This is a genomic window from Nocardia tenerifensis NBRC 101015, from assembly GCF_000308715.1.
GTDB lineage: Bacteria > Actinomycetota > Actinomycetes > Mycobacteriales > Mycobacteriaceae > Nocardia > Nocardia tenerifensis.
Genome location: NZ_BAGH01000026.1, coordinates 1 through 16,918 on the forward strand (window position 1 = coordinate 1; position 16,918 = coordinate 16,918).

The following is a 16,918-nucleotide window of genomic DNA, read 5'->3' on the forward strand; positions in this document are numbered from 1 at the left end:
AGGCACGCCGCCGCCGGGCCTCGGGTGCGGCCGAGCCACACCGCGACCGTTCCGACGCGCGACCACGGCCGCGACCGCGATGACGTGCCGGGTCAGATGATGCGGATCGGCGGAGAACGAGCGCACGAACAACAGCCCGATCAACACCGCGGCGGCCGCGGCCCGGCTCCGCGCGCGAGTGAAAGTGCCGTAGCGACTGAGCAATACACACACCAGCACCAGCAGTGCGAGCGCGACCATGGGCAATACCCGCGCGGGCCAGCGCAGCGGTCCGATGCGCCCCGGGCCCGCCGTCCACATCAGCACCGCGGCCGCGAACAGCCCGGCGCCGCTGAGCTCTCGGGCCGATCGCCGCGCCGCGGACCAATCTATGAACGCCAGAGCCGGAATCAAGAACCAGGCGATGTACACCATGGGCAGCGGCTGGACGTAGCCCCACCACCCGGTGAACGCGGGCACCGTGCTCGGCAGGCTCGCGTTCAGCGACTCCGACCACGGCACCGTCAGGAACGGATCGTTGAGGACCCGCTCGTTGCCGCGCCAGGTCGTCGCCGAGGACAGCATCGCGGGCAGATAGGTCTCGAGTCCCACCAGGCCCGCGCACCCCGCGGTCAGCAGCAGCCGCATCGATGGCCGCCACCGCCGCTGGTAGACGACCTCGCCGGCCGCGACCGCGGCGATCACCAACGCCGATTCCACTGCGGGAAAGATGTATTGGACCGAGATCGCCAGGTACAAGAACACGAAGGTGGGCACCGGCCCGCTACGACCCCGCGCGTACCGGACCGCCGAAGCCCAGGCGTGCACGAGCCACGCGGTGCCCGTCAGCGAGGTCGCCCAGCTCGATTCGTCGAAGAACAGAAACCATCCGCTGAGCGTGAAGCCGATCCCGGCCACCGCCGCCCAGTGCGACCGTGCCCCGTACTCGCGGCAGATCCGGAACACCCCGAGCGCGGCGATGATCGAGAAGATCAGCTTGACGACGGTCGCGTAGACCGCGAGGTTGTCCACCGACGGCGCGATCAGGTCGATGAGCAACTGCGGCGGGTTGTACAGCCCCGCCTCCTCCATCGCGTAGTTGCCCGACATCCACTCCCACGGCACCAGCGCCGGAAAATGACCCTCGCGCAGCCGCCGCCCGAGCATCACCCACAGTGCGGCGTACTGAGACTCGGTGTCGTCGGTGTAGAAGTGCCGCGCATTCGCCAGCAGCACCGCCGCATAGCCGACGACCACGCCGAACGCGGTGACGGCTGCCCACCTGTACGTCTCTTCGCGCGAGTCCGCGACCGCAGTTGCCACCACGAGTGCGAGACCCTACCGGATAGTGGCAGTCTGCAACAGTTGCCATATGCACGATTAGTTGAAGTCCGTACCACCGCCCATGCGTGAGGCTCCGCACCGGAGACGACATCCGGCGCGGGGCCTGTAGTTGGAGACGGGCTCAGGCTCGGCGATCCCGGCCGGCGTAGTGGTTCTCGGCGTACCAGTCGCCTCGGCCGGACGGCAGTAGGTCGAGGATGTTCCAGACGGGGGAGAGTTGGTCGATGCCGCGCTGGGCGTCGTCGAGGAAGTTGGCGGGCAGGGTGTAGAAGTGGCGGACCTGGTCGCCCTCGGTGGTGAAGACGCTGATCATCGGGCGCTGGTCGCCGTTGGGGCGCTCGGCGTGCAGGTCGGCGTTGAAGGTGGTGTCGTGGCTGGAGAGCAGGCGCAGGCCGTCCCATCCGCGTCGCAGGGCCCACGCTCGTAGCTTCGGCAGGGGAGCCTTGGCGATGACGGCGAAGCTCGTGCGCTGGCCGAGGTGGTGCGCGACGCCCTGGAAACCGTCGACCCACAGCGAGCACATGGGGCAGGCCTCGTCGTCGTCGGGATGAAACATCAAGTGGTAGACCACAAGTGTGTCGTGCTGCCCGAATAGCTCGCGCAGTCTCGTGGTGCGGAACGGTTCGGGCCTGCCGAGGTCGGCCGGGCCTTCGGCGAAGGTGTAGTCGTCGAGGACGAGCCCGGCGGGCATCCGCCGGCGCGCGGCGGCCACCTCCTCGATCTGATCGCGCAACGTACGCTCGGCCTTCGCGAGTCCGATCCGGGCCGCGACGTACTCCTCGCTCGCGCCCTCGGGCCACATCGGTTCCATCGCCGCGGCATCCACTTCGCCCATGACGGGTGCTCTCCTTCGGTTTCGGATAGTGAGCGTGCCCCTGCTCAAGGTAGAGCAATTGCCAAGAGAGTCAAGAGGACTGAGAGGACAGGTGCGAACCCGGGCTATGCCTCCGCCTCGTTCACAGTTACTATAGATTTCTATACCTATCTTCATGGTGGTGAGGAGCGCCCATGTTCGAGAGGTTCACCGACCGCGCGAGGCGTGTCGTTGTCCTGGCCCAGGAAGAGGCCCGGATGCTCAACCACAACTACATCGGTACCGAGCACATCCTGCTGGGGCTGATTCATGAGGGTGAGGGTGTCGCGGCCAAGTCGTTGGAGTCGCTCGGGATTTCGTTGGAGGGCGTGCGTTCCCAGGTGGAGGAGATCATCGGGCAGGGCCAGCAGGCTCCGTCGGGTCATATTCCGTTCACGCCTCGGGCGAAGAAGGTTTTGGAGCTGAGTCTGCGTGAGGCGTTGCAGCTGGGCCATAACTACATCGGTACCGAGCACATTCTGCTGGGGCTCATCCGTGAGGGTGAGGGTGTGGCCGCGCAGGTTCTGGTGAAGCTGGGCGCTGATTTGAACCGGGTGCGTCAGCAGGTGATCCAGTTGCTGTCGGGGTATCAGGGCAAGGAGCCGGTGGAGTCGGGTTCGCGTGGTGAGGCGGGTACTCCGTCGACGTCGCTGGTGCTCGATCAGTTCGGCCGTAACCTGACCCAGGCGGCTTTGGAGGGCAAGCTGGATCCGGTGATCGGGCGCTCGAAGGAGATCGAGCGGGTGATGCAGGTGTTGAGCCGGCGCACCAAGAACAACCCGGTGTTGATCGGTGAGCCCGGTGTCGGTAAGACCGCTGTGGTGGAGGGCTTGGCGCAGGCGATCGTCAACGGTGAAGTGCCGGAGACGTTGAAGGACAAGCAGCTCTACACCCTCGACCTGGGATCTTTGGTCGCCGGTAGCCGGTATCGGGGTGATTTCGAGGAGCGGTTGAAGAAGGTCCTCAAGGAGATCAACACTCGCGGGGACATCATCTTGTTCATCGACGAGCTGCACACCCTCGTCGGTGCGGGTGCCGCCGAGGGCGCGATCGACGCAGCCTCGATTTTGAAGCCGAAACTCGCCCGTGGCGAGCTGCAGACCATCGGCGCGACGACCCTGGATGAGTACCGCAAATACATCGAGAAGGACGCCGCGTTGGAGCGGCGGTTCCAGCCGGTGCAGGTGGGTGAGCCGACCGTCGAGCACACCATCAACATCCTCAAAGGTCTGCGGGATCGGTATGAGGCTCATCATCGGGTGTCGATCACCGATGGTGCGCTGGTGGCCGCGGCCACGTTGGCCGACCGCTACATCAATGACCGGTTCCTGCCGGACAAGGCGATCGACCTTATCGATGAGGCGGGTGCGCGGATGCGGATCCGTCGGATGACCGCTCCGCCGGATCTGCGGGAGTTCGACGACAAGATCGCTGACGCGCGCCGGGAGAAAGAGTCCGCGATCGACGCCCAGGATTTCGAGAAGGCCGCCCGCCTGCGGGATAAGGAAAAGCAGCTCGTGGCCAAACGCGCGGAGCGGGAAAAGCAGTGGCGTTCCGGAGATCTCGATGTCGTCGCGGAGGTCGATGACGAGCAGATCGCTGAGGTGCTGGCCAACTGGACCGGTATCCCGGTGTTCAAGCTGACCGAGGAGGAAACGACTCGGTTGCTGCGGATGGAGGATGAGCTGCACAAGCGGATCATCGGCCAGGAAGACGCGGTCAAGGCCGTGTCCAAGGCGATCCGCCGTACTCGTGCGGGGTTGAAGGATCCGAAGCGTCCCTCGGGGTCGTTCATCTTCGCCGGTCCGTCGGGTGTGGGGAAGACCGAGCTGGCCAAGTCGCTGGCGAACTTCCTCTTCGGTGATGATGACGCGTTGATCCAGATCGACATGGGTGAGTTCCATGACCGGTTCACCGCGTCGCGGCTGTTCGGTGCTCCTCCGGGGTATGTGGGGTATGAGGAGGGTGGTCAGCTGACCGAGAAGGTGCGGCGTAAGCCGTTCTCGGTGGTGTTGTTCGACGAGATCGAGAAGGCCCATCAGGAGATCTACAACACGTTGTTGCAGGTCCTCGAGGACGGCCGGCTCACCGACGGTCAGGGCCGGACGGTGGATTTCAAGAACACGGTGCTGATCTTCACCTCGAACCTGGGTACCTCCGACATCTCCAAAGCCGTCGGGCTCGGATTCTCCCAGTCCAACATTCAGGGTTCGAACTACGAGCGGATGAAGCTCAAGGTCAACGACGAGCTCAAGAAGCATTTCCGGCCCGAGTTCCTCAACCGCATCGACGATGTGATCGTGTTCCACCAGCTCACCACCGAACAGATCGTGCAAATGGTCGATCTGATGATCGGCCGGGTCGGGGTGCAGTTGAAGAACAAGGACATGTCGATGGAGCTGTCCGAGCAAGGCAAAGCCCTGCTGGCCAAACGCGGCTTCGACCCCGTCCTCGGCGCGCGCCCGCTACGGCGCACCATCCAACGCGAGATCGAAGACCAACTCTCGGAGAAAATCCTCTTCGGCGAGATCGGCCCCGGACAAACCGTCTACATCGACGTCGAAGGCTGGGACGGCGACGATCCCGACGCGGACACGGCGACCTTCGTATTCCGAGTGAAAAGCCGGGAGATTTCACTGACCTGATTCCGCGGAACCCGCCGCGCGACACGAAACGTGTTGCGCGGCTTCGACATGCGATCAGTAGAAACGTCCGCACCCGAGCGCGAAATTAATCTTGATTCTTTCGCCTATTGATAGTGCTCGCATCATTGACCTAGATAAGTACAAAAACATATAGTTATTTAGATCGTTCCAACTAGTAGACAGACGCTGGAGGTGTCTGGATTGAGCGCCATCAAAGAGACATACGAGTCACTGAACTTAGAGCCGAAGCCGATCCGTCCGCACATCCTCGCCGCCGCGACCGTGGCGTTCGGTGAGGACTACTATGCGGCCCGGAAGGAGACCATCAACCTCTCCGGCTTCGTCCAGCTGAACAAGTGGCCCATGCCCGGCTTCGAGCACCGCGTCGACGAAAAGGGCTACGCGGAGTTCGAAACCGAGTTGATCTCGGCCCCCGAGGTCGGCATCAAGGGATTCAGCTACGAGTTGGACGACCGCATCCAGGTGCTGTCCAATCCGTTCCTGCCCAACACGGGTCACGTACGGCAGATCACGCCCGGCAAGAACTTCCCCGCGGAGTTCAACATTCGCCGGTTCGGCATCCTGGAGTCCAGCACGCTGCGGTTGGCTCACCGCAACGTGATCGACATCTACGGTGTCGTCGACCATATTCCGCCGTTCAAGAAGCCATTGACCGGCCCGTACCTCGGCAAGCCGCGGGGCGACGGTCCGTTCGATGTCATCGTGGGGCCGAATGTGGTCAAGGGAACCACCCTGCCCGAGGCGTGGTACCCCGCCAACGAGGACAACGAGCCGGTGGGCATCACGCCGAGCATGTTCTTCATGCCCAGCGCCGGCCCGTGCATCTCCATGCTGGTCGATCCGTCGATGATCATGCAGGTCTCGTTGGAGGGCCAGGCCAAGCTGGAGGTGGGCGGCAAGGAGGTGACCGTCGACCTGGCCGGTGACTACAAGAACGCGGCAGGCACGGAGATCCTGCTGTTCGGACCGGAGAAGCACGACGAGGGCACCGGTGTGCTGGCCCAGATCTCGCGCGTCGCGATCTCGGGCCACTGCGCCGAACTCGGCGGTCGCGTGATGCTGCGGGTGAGCTTCCCGCGGGTGTCGGGCGGCACGCTCGGCGAGGGCACCGAAGACAGCCTGAGCCGCATCCGCTACCCCAGCGAGCTGCACATCGACACCGAGTTCGAGCTGGTCACGCCCGACGTGACGCTGTACGCGACGAACCCGGTGCACGTGTTCGGCAAGCTGGGCAGCATGGAGGCCACGGGGACCGAGCTCCAGATGAACGGCACGGACACCGCGCTGGTCACCACGGCGGACGAGGTCAAGGCCAGGCTGACGGGCATCAACCTGGTGATGCGCGATTCGTTCGTCGGCGAGCACGCCGCCGTCAACGTGTAAGGCGGTGCTTGTCCGGGCGGCCGTCGCTTGACGTCGGCCGCTCGGATGAGTTCCCTTATCAATAGCGATAATTCAGCCCTGCTGGTCCCTTACCGCATTGCGCGGAAGGGACCAGCGCCGGAGGGAGGCGTTGTGGATCCGTTGGTCCTTCTCATGCATCAGGTGATGCTTTCCGACCGGCCGAGGATGAACGCCTACGATCAGGCGCTGAAGCAGGCCGTCGAGCCCGGCTCGGTCGTGATCGACGTCGGTGCGGGAACTTTGGCGCTGTCGCTGCTCGCGCTGAAACACGGCGCCGAGCACGTCTACGCGATCGAGGCGGATCCGGACATGGCCGCGGTGGCCGAAAGGATCGTCGCCACAAACGATCTGAAAGAACAGATCACCCTGATCCAGGGTGACGCGCGCGCGGTCAAACTGCCGCGCCGGGCCGACGTCATCGTCTCGGAGATGATGGGCAATCTCGGCCCCGAGGAGAACATGATGCGGGTGCTGGACAGCGTCGCGCGCAAGAACCTGCGCCCGGACGGCCGGATCATCCCGCGCGGGCTGACCACCACGCTGGCCGCCATCCAATTCGACGGCGAGGGCTGGGGCATGTGGGGGCAGGATTTTCACGGCTTCCGCCTGGACGCCGTGCAGGAATTCGCCGAGCCACACGCCCAGCTGCACTTCTTCCAACGCGAACCGCTGCTGCTCAGCGACGCCGTGCCGATGACGGACCGCATGAGCCTGCCCATCACGCGGGCCGGCGACCTGCAGGCCGTCATGGGGTTCTTCACCGCCGACCTCGCGGACGGCGTCTCCCTGTCGAATTTCCCTTCCTATCAAGGGTGTAACTGGGCGGTGTGGATCTGGCCGCTGCGCCACACCCGGGTGGCCGACGGCGACGAGGTCCGGGTGACGGTGCACCGCCCGTCCGGCTCCGCCAGGTCCCGGGTGGTCACCGACTGGCGGCTGGACTGCGCTATCGCCCGGGGAGGTGATCGGTGATGCCGATCTCCGTCGGAACGGTGCGCGACATCCCCGTGCGGGCGCTGAAACTGTGCGGCCTGACGTGGTCGGGGGACCTGCTCTGGTTCTCCGAGGGCGTGCTCAACCAGATCATCGCGATCGACCCGGCCACAGGCGCTGTGCAACACCGGATTCCGTGCGCGGCGGTCCGGTCCGACCTGACCACGATGGGCGGGCATCTGATCCAGGTCGTCGGCGACGACCGCGTGCTGCGCGTGATCGATCCGGCGACCGGCGACACGATCACCGAGTTGCCGAATCCCCGTCCGGGAGAGGTGTTGTCGGGGATCGAGGCGACCCAGCACGGGGTGTGGGTCGGCTACGAGGATCGAAAGGTGATCGATCTGCGCACGACCGAGGGGCTCGCGCTGGTCGACGCCATTCCCGTGCACGCGCGGCCCGCGGGCGTCACCGTCTCCGACAACTACCTCGCCTACGCCGACTACCACGGCGCCCACATCAATCTCGTCAGTCTGGAGACCCGCCGCGAGGTCGCCTCATACCATGTCGCCGGCAATCCGACCGGGCTGACCTGGGACGGCAGCCGGATCTGGTACTGCGATCACACCACCCTGCAATTGCGGGCGATCATGGTGCCCGGCATCAGTGCCCAGTAGCCGGTCACGCTCTCGTCGCGTCGAGATCGTGCCGCAGATCTCGCTGAAGATCGCTGGGCAGCAACGGGTTCCGCAGTAGCGTCCGATAGCGTTCGGCGACAGGCTGGTTCGCCGGCCTCGCGTCCAACCACGCGCCGACCAACCGCGCTCCCTCGATATAGGTGACCGTGTACGCCCGCCACAGCGGGTCGGTCAGGAAGCTCACCATGTGCTGGGCCCGGTCGGGCGGAAGCAGCAGCCACCGTTGGAGATACGCGGTGACGTCGTCGACGTCGGCCCCGCGGTCGTGCAGCATGATCGCCGCGTCCTGGCGTGCGGGCAGGAGCCGTTGAAGCAGCGTACGCACTCGCTCGACCAACTCGCCGTCGCTGTGAATCTCTTGCGCGGCAAGTATTTCCGCGGTCCATTCGCCCCACCCCGAACCCAGGACGGCCACGTGCGCGAGCTCGGCCGTGCCCTCCGAGATCAGGCACTGCGGGGTGTTCACCAGCGAGATGAGCCGCTCGGTGTGTCCCCGCTCCCGAATGAGCCCGGCCTCCTCGAGGCAGTGCTCGGTGTGGTGGCCGGGGTAGGACTCGTGGGTCACGAGTATCGGCAGGGCCGCGATCGCGCGCCCGGCCTCGTCGTTGAGCACGACCTTCGAGCGGAAGTCGCCCAGATACCGGTTGAAGGCGTTCCAGGGCTTGCCGTGCACCACCTCGTACTCGACGCGCTCGCCGGCCGGCAAGCCGAACAGCGGCTGGACCAGCGACCGCAGTTCGTCGGAGACGGCCTGGACGGCCTGTTGCAGGCGGGCCGGCGGAATGGCGTTGCGCTCGTAGTACGCGTCGAGCCGCTCCTGCATGCCGCCGCTGCCCGGTAGCAGTTCGGCGATCGCGTCCTGCGCGTCGGCGTAGCACTCGGGTTCCCCGAGGGTGATCTCCACATCGAAGTAGTGCCGGATCTCGTCCAAGAAGGGAATGTCCGCGCCCGCCAACCGTTTTCCCACGCACTCCAGCGCGGTGAGTTGTGCCGACAGATACCGCTGTCGCGACTCGGGCAGGCCCGAGTCGGCGAGTTCGCCCCGCAGCCGGGCCGCGTGCCGAGCCAGCTCGGTGGGGTCGGCGGGCGGCTCCGCGTCCACCTGGGACGAGAGCCGCACATCGCCGAACCAGCAGTCCACGAAGCCGTCGACGAGTTTGCCGAGGCGCAGTCCCAGCAGCAGATACTCGCGGACCACCGGCTCGTAAGGCCGGTCGGGCTCGGGGACGCTCATTCGCCGGTGTCGAGCCAGAGGTCGGACAGGTCGAACCAGCGATCGATGGTGGGCATGGCGATCGCGTTGCGCACCCGCGCGCCCCGGATGTGCGGGATGGTCGGCGCGTGCACCAGGATCGGCACGATGGCCGCGTCCCGCATCACCTGCAGATCGACCGCGTGCCACGCCGAGTGCGCGTCGGCCGGGTCGGTCGCCGAGAGGGCCTGGTCGATCATGCGGTCGACGTCGGGGTTGCTGTAGCACCCGTAGTTGCCGGTGCCGCGAACCTCGTTGGTCTGCAACATCGGTTGCAGGAAGGCGCGCCCGTTGTTGCCGAACCAATCCGGGGTCCACGCCGGTGTCGACATGTCCCACGCGCCGGCCCGCGCGTTGGCCGGGTCCCGGAGGAAGGGGTAGTAGTCGGCGTGGCCGAGGGCGACCGAACGCAGCGTGATGCCGATCTTCGCGAGGTCGGTGGTCAGTGAGTCGGCGACCTCGGGGTTCGCGTCCACGTCACGATGCACGACCGTCAACGTCAGCCCGTCCGGATAGCCCGCGGCGGCGAGCAGGGCACGCGCCTTCTCCGGATCGCCGCGATCGCCCTGTGTCGCATAGAGATCGAAGTCCTCGTAGCCGTAATTGCCCGGCGGGATGGCGGAGTGGGCGGGCCACATCACCGTGCCGACGCTGAGCTTGTCGAAGATGTCGACCATGGCCGACTTGTTGATCGCGTAGGAGATTGCCTGGCGCACTTCGGCTTTGCCCATGGCGCCGCCGGCGTTCGGGCTGACCGTGTTGAACACGACGTAGGGGTTCAACGCGTAGCCGAGGTTGTTGCCCGGGTCGGTGGGGTTCTCCTCGTACGCCTCGGTGACCGGGGACGCCCAAGACAGGTCCGCGTGCCCGCCCCTGATCCGCTGCCCGACCTGCTCCGGCGTCGCCTTCTCCATGATGACCTCGACACCGTCCAGATACTGGTGCCGTACCGGATCGGTGTCCTGGCACCACACCGGGTTTCGCGCCATGCGCAGTTCCTCGCCGTGCCGGTAATAGGTCAGGCGGTAGGGCCCCAGCGACCGGACGTTGCGACGGAACTCCGGGCTGTCGGGGACGTACTCGTCATACTCCGCCGGGGCGGGCGAGGCGAACATCATCGAGATGATGTGGAGGAAATCGAGTGCGGGCCTTGTCAACTCGAACACCAGGGTCCGGTCGTCGACCGCGGTGATCCCTGGGATCTCACGGGAGTTCTGGAACCGCGCCAGCTCGGCGGCCGTCGGATTCCGGTGGGGGACCGCGGCCGCGTAGTCGTCGCAGTATTCGGCGACTCCTTTGATCGTGCTGGTGTAGTAGTGGATCGCGCCGGCCCGGAGCACGGGGTTGCACATGCGCTTGAACCCGCGGACGAAGTCGTGCGCGGTCACCTCGCGCGGCGGCGTGGTGTCCCAACGGACTCCGGGGCGCAGGTGAACGGTGTAGGTCAGATGGTCGCGGCTGAGGCCGCCGTTGTCGACCGTGGGGATCTCGAGCGCGATATCGGGCACCGGCGTCACCTGGCTCCAGTCGCGCAGGTGCGCGACCGGGCGATAGGTGAACAGCTGTCGGGTGAACAACCTGATGATCTGCCCGGACAGCATGTAGTAGGAGCTCGCCGGGTCCACATGGTCCATACTTCCCGGCCCGTACAGGCGCAGCGTGCCGCCGTACCGTGGCTGATCACCGCTCATTGCTCCGACCTCCTGATATCCCGGGCCGCGCCGAAAGTTCCTCTAGATCACTATATATAAGGGAAGTATACTTGGGGGCGATTGCGGAAAGGCGGTGCGGCAGTGGGAGAAACAACCACTCGAGCTGCTGGCTCTACCGAGTACCGGACGCCTCGGCGCGGCGGCACGCTGACCATGGTCGGGGCCGGCGACGTCGACCATCTCGACCCGGCGCTGGCCTATCACACGGCCACCCGCGGCATCGTCCGCGGCTACACCCGGCAGCTGGTCGGTTACGTCGCGAGCCGCGATCGCGCGGCAGCCGGAAAGATCCTGCCGGACTTGGCGATCGAGGTGCCGACGCAGGCGAACGGCGGGATCGACGCGAGCGGCACACGGTACCGGTTCACCCTCGCCGAGGACCTCCGATGGCACACCTCGTCGGGCATCCGTCCGCTGGTCGCCGGTGACGTCGTCCGCGGGATCAAGCGACTGGCCCACCCGCTCGCGAGCAGTCCCGGCCTGGCCTACTACCTCAGCACGATCGACGGACTGCTCGAGTTCCGCGACGCGGTGGCGGACACGCCACTCGACGCGCTCGCGGATCGACTGGAGCACACCGAGATTCGCGGTGTGCGCGCGGTGGGGGACCGGGAGATCATCTTCACCACCCGGCATCCGGCCTCCGACTTCTTGAACATGCTCGCGGTGCCGTTCGCCACCCCCGCGCCGATCGAGTACCTCGATGTCGTCCCGGGAAGCCCCGAGTTCAACCGGGTCCTCGCCTCGAACGGCCCCTACCGGGTGGTGAATTACGTTCCGGGAGAACGGATCCTGCTCGAACGAAATCCGGCGTGGGAACCGAGGTCCGATCGTCTGCGCGCCGCCTACGTGGACGCCATCGACATTCGCGAGGGGCTGTCCGAGCGCGCGGCCCACGACATGGTCGCCACCGGCGCGGCCGACATGCTGTGGGACATCCAACCGCTCACCGAGGAACTGCCGGATCTGCTCGAGACCCGCGATCCGCGGCTGGAGGTCTACCCCGCCGGATTGTTCAGTCCCTATATCCTGATCAATTTCGCCAGCCCGGTCATGGCGAGCCGCGAGGTTCGCGTCGCGTTGCAGTACGCGGTGGACAAGGCCGCGGTGTCGCGAGTGTGGGGCGGCCCCAGGCTGAACGACATCGCCGACCAGATCCTGCCGCCGCTGTGCACCGCGCACCGCGAGTATCGGCCGTACGCCACCGAAGGCGGCCGCGGCGATCCGGAGCGGGCGCGGCGCCTGCTCGCCGACGCCGGGTACCCGGACGGGCTCACACTGCGATTGGTGTTCCGCGACCGCGACATTCACCCCGAAACGGCCGAGGCGGTGCGGGCGGCGATGGCCCGGGCCGGTGTCCGCGTCGAGCTGGTGGGCGTCTCGATCAACGAGCTCTTCGCCGACTACTTCTCCTCGTCGGCCACGCGCAAGAGCTGGGACATCGCCCTCACCGGCTGGGAGCCGGACTGGTACGGCAACAACGCCAGGACCTACCTGCAACCGCTGTTCGACAGCCGGGGCGTGGCCGAAAACGATGACTGGGGTGCGAACTTCGGCCGCTATCGCAGCGCCGAGGTCAACAAGCTGCTCGACGCCGCGCTGACCTCGGCGGACGAGACGCGGGCCCGCGAGCTCTTCCGCCGGATGGAGGCCGAGGTGCTGCGCGACGCCGCGGTGGTGCCCGTCCTGTTCGCGCACCAGTACTGGTTCCACGCCACGACCGTGCGGAACTGGCTGCCCTACCCGGTGCTCAATGGTGATCCGACAAACCTGTGGCTCGAGGGAGGCTGAGGGGTTCGAACGGCCCACAACGGCACCCATCCGCCGTTACTGTGGGTCCGAACCACTATCGAAAGAGTTATCGAACCCTCAGTGAACAGGAGAAACACCATGGCAGAGACCATCAAACCGCCGACCGTAGACGTGGGTATGCTCATCCGCCGTCCGGCGCACGACGTCTTCGAGGCCCTGGCCGACCCCTCGATAACGTCCAAATTCTGGTACACCAAGAGCAGCGGCCGCATGGCCCAGGGCGCCGAACTCACCTGGGAATGGGAAATGTACGGCGCGAAGCGCACGATCCATGTCGAGGAATTCGACGCTGACCGGAAAATTCGTTTCACCTGGGACAATTACAACCCCGACAAGCCGACCACCGTCGAATTCGCGTTGACCCCGTACGACAACGACACGTATCTGCATATCACCGAGACGGGATTCGCCGGCGACCTGCAGTCCCAGGTCGACGGCCTGCGCGATTCCACGGCCGGCTTCGCCTACCTGATCGCCGCACTGAAGGCGGCCCTCGAACACGACGTCACACTCGGGCTCGTGCAGGACGAGCGTCCACCGAGCTAGCGAGCGCCCTGACGGGGAATCAGGAGGTGAATTGATCGGGTAGCGGGTGACGTCGCGATGTGGTCGCCGCCGCAGCGCCGGAGCGTCTCGGCTCCGCGCTGAGCAGCCGACAACCGATTCGCTGCACAGCAGCATTGAAGTGAAAAAGGATCAGCACCATGGAATTCACCTACACCACACGCATCGCGACGACACCCGAGCAGCTCTGGTCGGCTTTGACCGAACCCGAATACACCCGCCGATACTGGTTCGGCGTGGCCATGCAATCCGACTGGCGGGTGGGGTCGCCGGTGAAATGGCAGAACATGCCGGAGGAGGATTTTCAGGATCTGGGTCAGGTCGTGCTGGCGGCCGACCCGCCCCGGCTGCTCTCCTACAGCTGGCATCTACTGCAACCCGCGCACGCCATGCTCTTCGGCTGGTCGGACGAGCAACTCACCGAGTACATGAAGGAACCGCGCACCATGGTCACCTTCGCGATTGAACCCGAGGGCGACGGACTGGTCCGGCTCACGGTGAACCACGACGGATTCGAACCCGGCAGCGTCATGTATCAGGCCATCAGCGGCCAGCTCCCGGGCAGCGGCGGCTGGCCGGGGCTCATGAACAATCTCAAGGCTCTGCTGGAGACCGGCACGCCGCTCGCCACCGTGCCGTCGGCCGTCGGTGCCGCGCGCGGCGACGAGTAGCGCGCGGATCGATGGAGAAGGCGGCGAACCGATGACCACCATTGCTCGACAGCCCGCGCTCACCCCTGGCGGCATGCCGCTGCTCGGCCACGGGCTCGACATGAAACGACGCCCGGGAGACCTGCTCCTTTCCCTGCAGTCCGGCGACCCGGTGACCGTGATCCGGCTCGGCCGCAGGCCGATGTACGTGATCAACGACGCCGACCTGATGCGGCAGGTCATGCGCGCACCGGACATCTTCGCCAGGGGCGGCCCGATCACCGAACGGTTCCGCGTGATGTTCGGTAACGGCCTGGGAATCTCCGACGGTGAGTTCCATCGACGGCAGCGTCGTCTGCTGCAGCCCGCGTTCCACCGCAGCCGGATCATCCATTACTCCTCGCTGATCAGCGCGCTGGTCGTGCAGAAGGTGGAGGAGTGGCCCGTAGGGGAAACCCTTCAGGTCGAGCGGGAAATGGACGAACTCGCCCTGGCCAATGTGACCCAGGTGATCTTCGCGCCGGGCACCTCGCTGGATCAGCGTCGATTCATGGACGCCACCGGCGTCGTGCTCGGCGGGTTGTTCCGGCGCATGACCGACACCACCGGCCTGCTCACGAAGCTGCCGACCCAGGCCAATCGCCGATACCGGGAGTCGGAGGAGTATCTGCGGCGAACCATTCACGAGACGATCCGGGAGTACCGCGCCAGCGGCGAGGACCGCGGCGACCTGCTGTCGATGATGCTGCTCGCCCGAGACGACGACGGCGGGTCGAGCATGAGCGATCAGCAGATCCACGACGAGGTGCTGACCTTCTTCATCGCGGGCAGCAACACCATCAGCAATACCCTGGCGTGGGCCTTCCACGAGATCGCCACCCATCCGGAGGTCGAGCGGCAGCTGCACGAAGAGGTGGATCGGGTGCTCGCCGGCCGGGCGGCCGAATTCGACGACGTCGCTCGGCTGGAATACACCCGCCGGGTGCTCACCGAAACGCTGCGCCTGCGCACCCAGGGTTTCTTCCAGACCAGGACGACGACGAGGGACACCGAACTCGGCGGTTATCGCATACCGGGCGGCGAGGCGATTCTCTACAGCTTCTACGCGCTCATGCACAATCCCGAAATATTCGCGGAGCCAGAGACTTTCGACGCCGACCGCTGGCTACCGGATCGATTGACCGCGGTGCAGCGCAATGCGTTCATGCCGTTCGGCGCCGGGGTCCACGGGTGTATCGGGGAGACGTTCTCCTGGACGGAGTTGATCATCGTGCTCGCGACAATCGCCGCCCGCCGGCGGCTGGTGTCCGTTCCCGGGCACCAGCCTCGGCCCAAACCGGCTGTCACGATGCCGGTGGACTCGCTGCCGATGACGGTGCACCGCAGGTAGCGGCTACAGTTCACCGGCGATGTGGTTGCCCCGCGCGGCCGGGTCGTCGCTCGAATAGAATTCTCTGAGGGCATCGATGTATTCGTCCGAGGTGACGTAACCATCGCCGTTGGTGTCCAACAAGGCGAAAGCCTTGTTGGTCTCCTCCTCGGACATTCCGCCCTTGATCTGTGCCGCCATCATTTCCGGTGCGGAAATTCGGCCGTCACCGTCCTTGTCCGCGGCCGCGAATACCGCCATGCTGAACGGTATGGCGGCCGTTTCGACGAATCGCGGAAAATCCGGATGGTCGCCCCACGCCACCCATTCGTCCATCGCCACTCTTTTTTCGCCTGCGGTGTCCACGGTGCCGGGCATTTCCCGGAACATGCGGTGGGCTGTTCGATGGATGTTGTTCCAGTCCTCCGAGCGTGGCGTGAGATCGTATGTGTCGCACCACATCTGGGCCAGGGACGTGACATCCAGCTCGTTCATGACGCCGTCCTGATCGGTATCGTACGCGCCGAACAATCTTTGCAGTTTCTTTGTTCTCAGTGCACTGGGCATGGCTGTACCGCCGTATATTCGAAACGGATGGTTGAGTGCTGCTGATACTCCGAACAGCTAACAAATGCTATCATCTCGTATACCTATCTTGCTACAGGAGGCTGGAGTGACGATCCGAGAATCCGGATATCACTGCGATGTAGTGATCGTCGGCGGTGGCGCGGCGGGCTTGAGCGCCGCTTTGATGCTCGCCCGGGCGCGCTATTCGGTGGTGGTCGTGGACAGCGGTCAGCCGCGCAACGCGACCGCCGCGCACATGCACGGGTTCCTGACACGGGACGGCATGCCGCCGGGGGAGGTGCTGTCGACGGGTCGCGCCGAGGTGGCGCGGTACGGTGTCGAGTTCGTCAGCGGCGTGGCGACGGGGGTGTCGGCGTCGGACGAGGGTGTCGAGGTGGAGGTCGTCGACTCCGGCACCCTGCGCGGACGCCGCCTGCTCGTCGCGACCGGCCTCACCGACGATCTGCCGGAGCTGCCGGGGCTCGCCGAGCGCTGGGGCCGCGACGTGCTGCACTGCCCGTTCTGCCACGGCTGGGAGGTGCGCGATCAGGTCATCGGCGTGCTGTCCACGACCGCGATGTCGGTGCACCAGGCCATGCTGTTCCGGCAGTGGTCGCCGCGGCTTCGTTTCCTGCCGCACACCGGGCCCGCGCTGTCCGACGCGCAGACCGAGGAGCTGACCGCGCGCGATATCGAGATCGTCCCGGGCGAGGTGGACGCCTTGCAGATCACCGAAGATCGCCTGACCGGTGTTCATCTGCGGTCCGGCGAGGTCGTCGAGTTGCAGGCGCTCGTGTGCGCGCCCCGATTCTCTTCGCGCAGTGGCCTTCTCGCCCCGCTCGGCTTGACGCCGAGCGCGCACCCGAGCGGGATCGGCGACTACATCGCCACCGACGCCGCCGGCCGCACGGCCGTGCCGCAGGTGTGGGCCGCGGGCAACGTCGCCGACCCCGCAAAACAACTGCTCGGCGCGGCGGCCATGGGCGCCGAGGTCGCGGTCGCGATGATCGACGATCTGATCTCGGAGGAGGTGCGCGGCGCCGTCGACGCCCGGCGCGCGACCTCCGGCTCGCGGTAGCCGGCCCGGCGCCGGTGGCTCTGGCGTACACCCAGGA

At 65.9% G+C, this 16,918-nt stretch carries 13 protein-coding genes and 1 pseudogene; 9 read left to right on the plus strand and 5 right to left on the minus strand.

Going from position 1 to position 16,918, the window contains the following annotated elements; genetic code table 11:
• Together ON39_RS02175 and ON39_RS02180 are read right to left on the minus strand one after the other, a co-directional pair.
• A pseudogene (locus ON39_RS02175) lies at window positions 1–1,236 on the minus strand (hypothetical protein); the annotation flags it as partial.
• 208 nt (window positions 1,237–1,444) lie between these two features.
• Window positions 1,445–2,158 carry a DUF899 family protein gene (locus ON39_RS02180; protein ID WP_040730245.1) on the minus strand — a complete coding sequence of 238 codons (714 nt, stop codon included), beginning with the start codon at window positions 2,156–2,158 and terminating at the stop codon, window positions 1,445–1,447.
• Window positions 2,159–2,331: 173 nt separating this feature from the next.
• Between ON39_RS02180 and ON39_RS02185 the strand changes: the two genes are divergently transcribed.
• The 4 genes from ON39_RS02185 (at window position 2,332) to ON39_RS02200 (ending at window position 7,856) form a co-directional block, all read left to right on the plus strand.
• Complete coding sequence (locus ON39_RS02185) at window positions 2,332–4,821, plus strand: ATP-dependent Clp protease ATP-binding subunit (RefSeq protein ID WP_051186216.1); 2,490 nt, start codon at window positions 2,332–2,334, stop codon at window positions 4,819–4,821.
• Between the two features lie 192 nt (window positions 4,822–5,013).
• On the plus strand, window positions 5,014–6,225 hold the full coding sequence (locus tag ON39_RS02190) for a DUF6004 family protein (protein WP_246002589.1): 1,212 nt from the start codon (window positions 5,014–5,016) through the stop codon (window positions 6,223–6,225).
• A gap of 132 nt (window positions 6,226–6,357) precedes the next feature.
• Entirely contained in the window at window positions 6,358–7,218 is an 861-nt protein-coding gene (locus ON39_RS02195; protein WP_040730248.1) for a class I SAM-dependent methyltransferase, read from the plus strand.
• Entirely contained in the window at window positions 7,218–7,856 is a 639-nt protein-coding gene (locus ON39_RS02200; protein ID WP_040730250.1) for an NHL repeat-containing protein, read from the plus strand. Before ON39_RS02195 ends, ON39_RS02200 begins: the two co-directional genes overlap by 1 nt.
• A 4-nt stretch (window positions 7,857–7,860) precedes the next feature.
• Here ON39_RS02200 and ON39_RS02205 read toward each other — a convergent pair whose 3' ends face one another.
• Window positions 7,861–9,111 (minus strand): hypothetical protein, encoded by a 1,251-nt coding sequence (locus tag ON39_RS02205; protein WP_040730251.1) that lies wholly within the window; start codon window positions 9,109–9,111, stop codon window positions 7,861–7,863.
• The gene (locus ON39_RS02210) at window positions 9,108–10,820 is read right to left on the minus strand and encodes an ABC transporter substrate-binding protein (RefSeq protein WP_040730253.1); all 1,713 of its coding nucleotides are present in this window, start codon (window positions 10,818–10,820) and stop codon (window positions 9,108–9,110) included. Before ON39_RS02210 ends, ON39_RS02205 begins: the two co-directional genes overlap by 4 nt.
• A 102-nt stretch (window positions 10,821–10,922) precedes the next feature.
• Between ON39_RS02210 and ON39_RS02215 the strand changes: the two genes are divergently transcribed.
• From ON39_RS02215 to ON39_RS02230, 4 genes are all read left to right on the plus strand, one after another.
• On the plus strand, window positions 10,923–12,632 hold the full coding sequence (locus ON39_RS02215) for an ABC transporter substrate-binding protein (protein ID WP_040730255.1): 1,710 nt from the start codon (window positions 10,923–10,925) through the stop codon (window positions 12,630–12,632).
• 99 nt (window positions 12,633–12,731) lie between these two features.
• Window positions 12,732–13,199, plus strand: a complete 468-nt coding sequence (locus tag ON39_RS02220) for an SRPBCC family protein (protein ID WP_040730257.1) — start codon at window positions 12,732–12,734, stop codon at window positions 13,197–13,199.
• 158 nt (window positions 13,200–13,357) lie between these two features.
• Complete coding sequence (locus ON39_RS02225; RefSeq protein WP_083894203.1) at window positions 13,358–13,888, plus strand: SRPBCC family protein; 531 nt, start codon at window positions 13,358–13,360, stop codon at window positions 13,886–13,888.
• Window positions 13,889–13,919: 31 nt separating this feature from the next.
• A complete protein-coding gene (locus ON39_RS02230; protein WP_040730259.1) occupies window positions 13,920–15,257 on the plus strand; it encodes a cytochrome P450 in 1,338 nt (445 codons plus the stop codon).
• Between the two features lie 3 nt (window positions 15,258–15,260).
• Here ON39_RS02230 and ON39_RS02235 read toward each other — a convergent pair whose 3' ends face one another.
• Window positions 15,261–15,803: an EF-hand domain-containing protein gene (locus ON39_RS02235; RefSeq protein ID WP_040730261.1), complete on the minus strand. Its 543-nt coding sequence runs from the start codon at window positions 15,801–15,803 to the stop codon at window positions 15,261–15,263.
• A gap of 106 nt (window positions 15,804–15,909) precedes the next feature.
• Between ON39_RS02235 and ON39_RS02240 the strand changes: the two genes are divergently transcribed.
• Entirely contained in the window at window positions 15,910–16,881 is a 972-nt protein-coding gene (locus tag ON39_RS02240; protein WP_246002591.1) for an NAD(P)/FAD-dependent oxidoreductase, read from the plus strand.
• The last annotated feature ends 37 nt before the right edge of the window (window positions 16,882–16,918 follow it).

Excerpts from the sequence above, each read along its gene's own strand:
- ON39_RS02180 (WP_040730245.1), bottom strand. The coding sequence starts at position 2,158 with ATGGGCGAAGTGGATGCCGCGGCGATGGAACCGATGTGGCCCGAGGGC.
- ON39_RS02185 (WP_051186216.1), top strand. The coding sequence starts at position 2,332 with ATGTTCGAGAGGTTCACCGACCGCGCGAGGCGTGTCGTTGTCCTGGCC.
- ON39_RS02200 (WP_040730250.1), top strand. The coding sequence starts at position 7,218 with ATGCCGATCTCCGTCGGAACGGTGCGCGACATCCCCGTGCGGGCGCTG.
- ON39_RS02205 (WP_040730251.1), bottom strand. The coding sequence starts at position 9,111 with ATGAGCGTCCCCGAGCCCGACCGGCCTTACGAGCCGGTGGTCCGCGAG.
- ON39_RS02210 (WP_040730253.1), bottom strand. The coding sequence starts at position 10,820 with ATGAGCGGTGATCAGCCACGGTACGGCGGCACGCTGCGCCTGTACGGG.
- ON39_RS02220 (WP_040730257.1), top strand. The coding sequence starts at position 12,732 with ATGGCAGAGACCATCAAACCGCCGACCGTAGACGTGGGTATGCTCATC.
- ON39_RS02225 (WP_083894203.1), top strand. The coding sequence starts at position 13,358 with ATGGAATTCACCTACACCACACGCATCGCGACGACACCCGAGCAGCTC.
- ON39_RS02230 (WP_040730259.1), top strand. The coding sequence starts at position 13,920 with ATGACCACCATTGCTCGACAGCCCGCGCTCACCCCTGGCGGCATGCCG.
- ON39_RS02235 (WP_040730261.1), bottom strand. The coding sequence starts at position 15,803 with ATGCCCAGTGCACTGAGAACAAAGAAACTGCAAAGATTGTTCGGCGCG.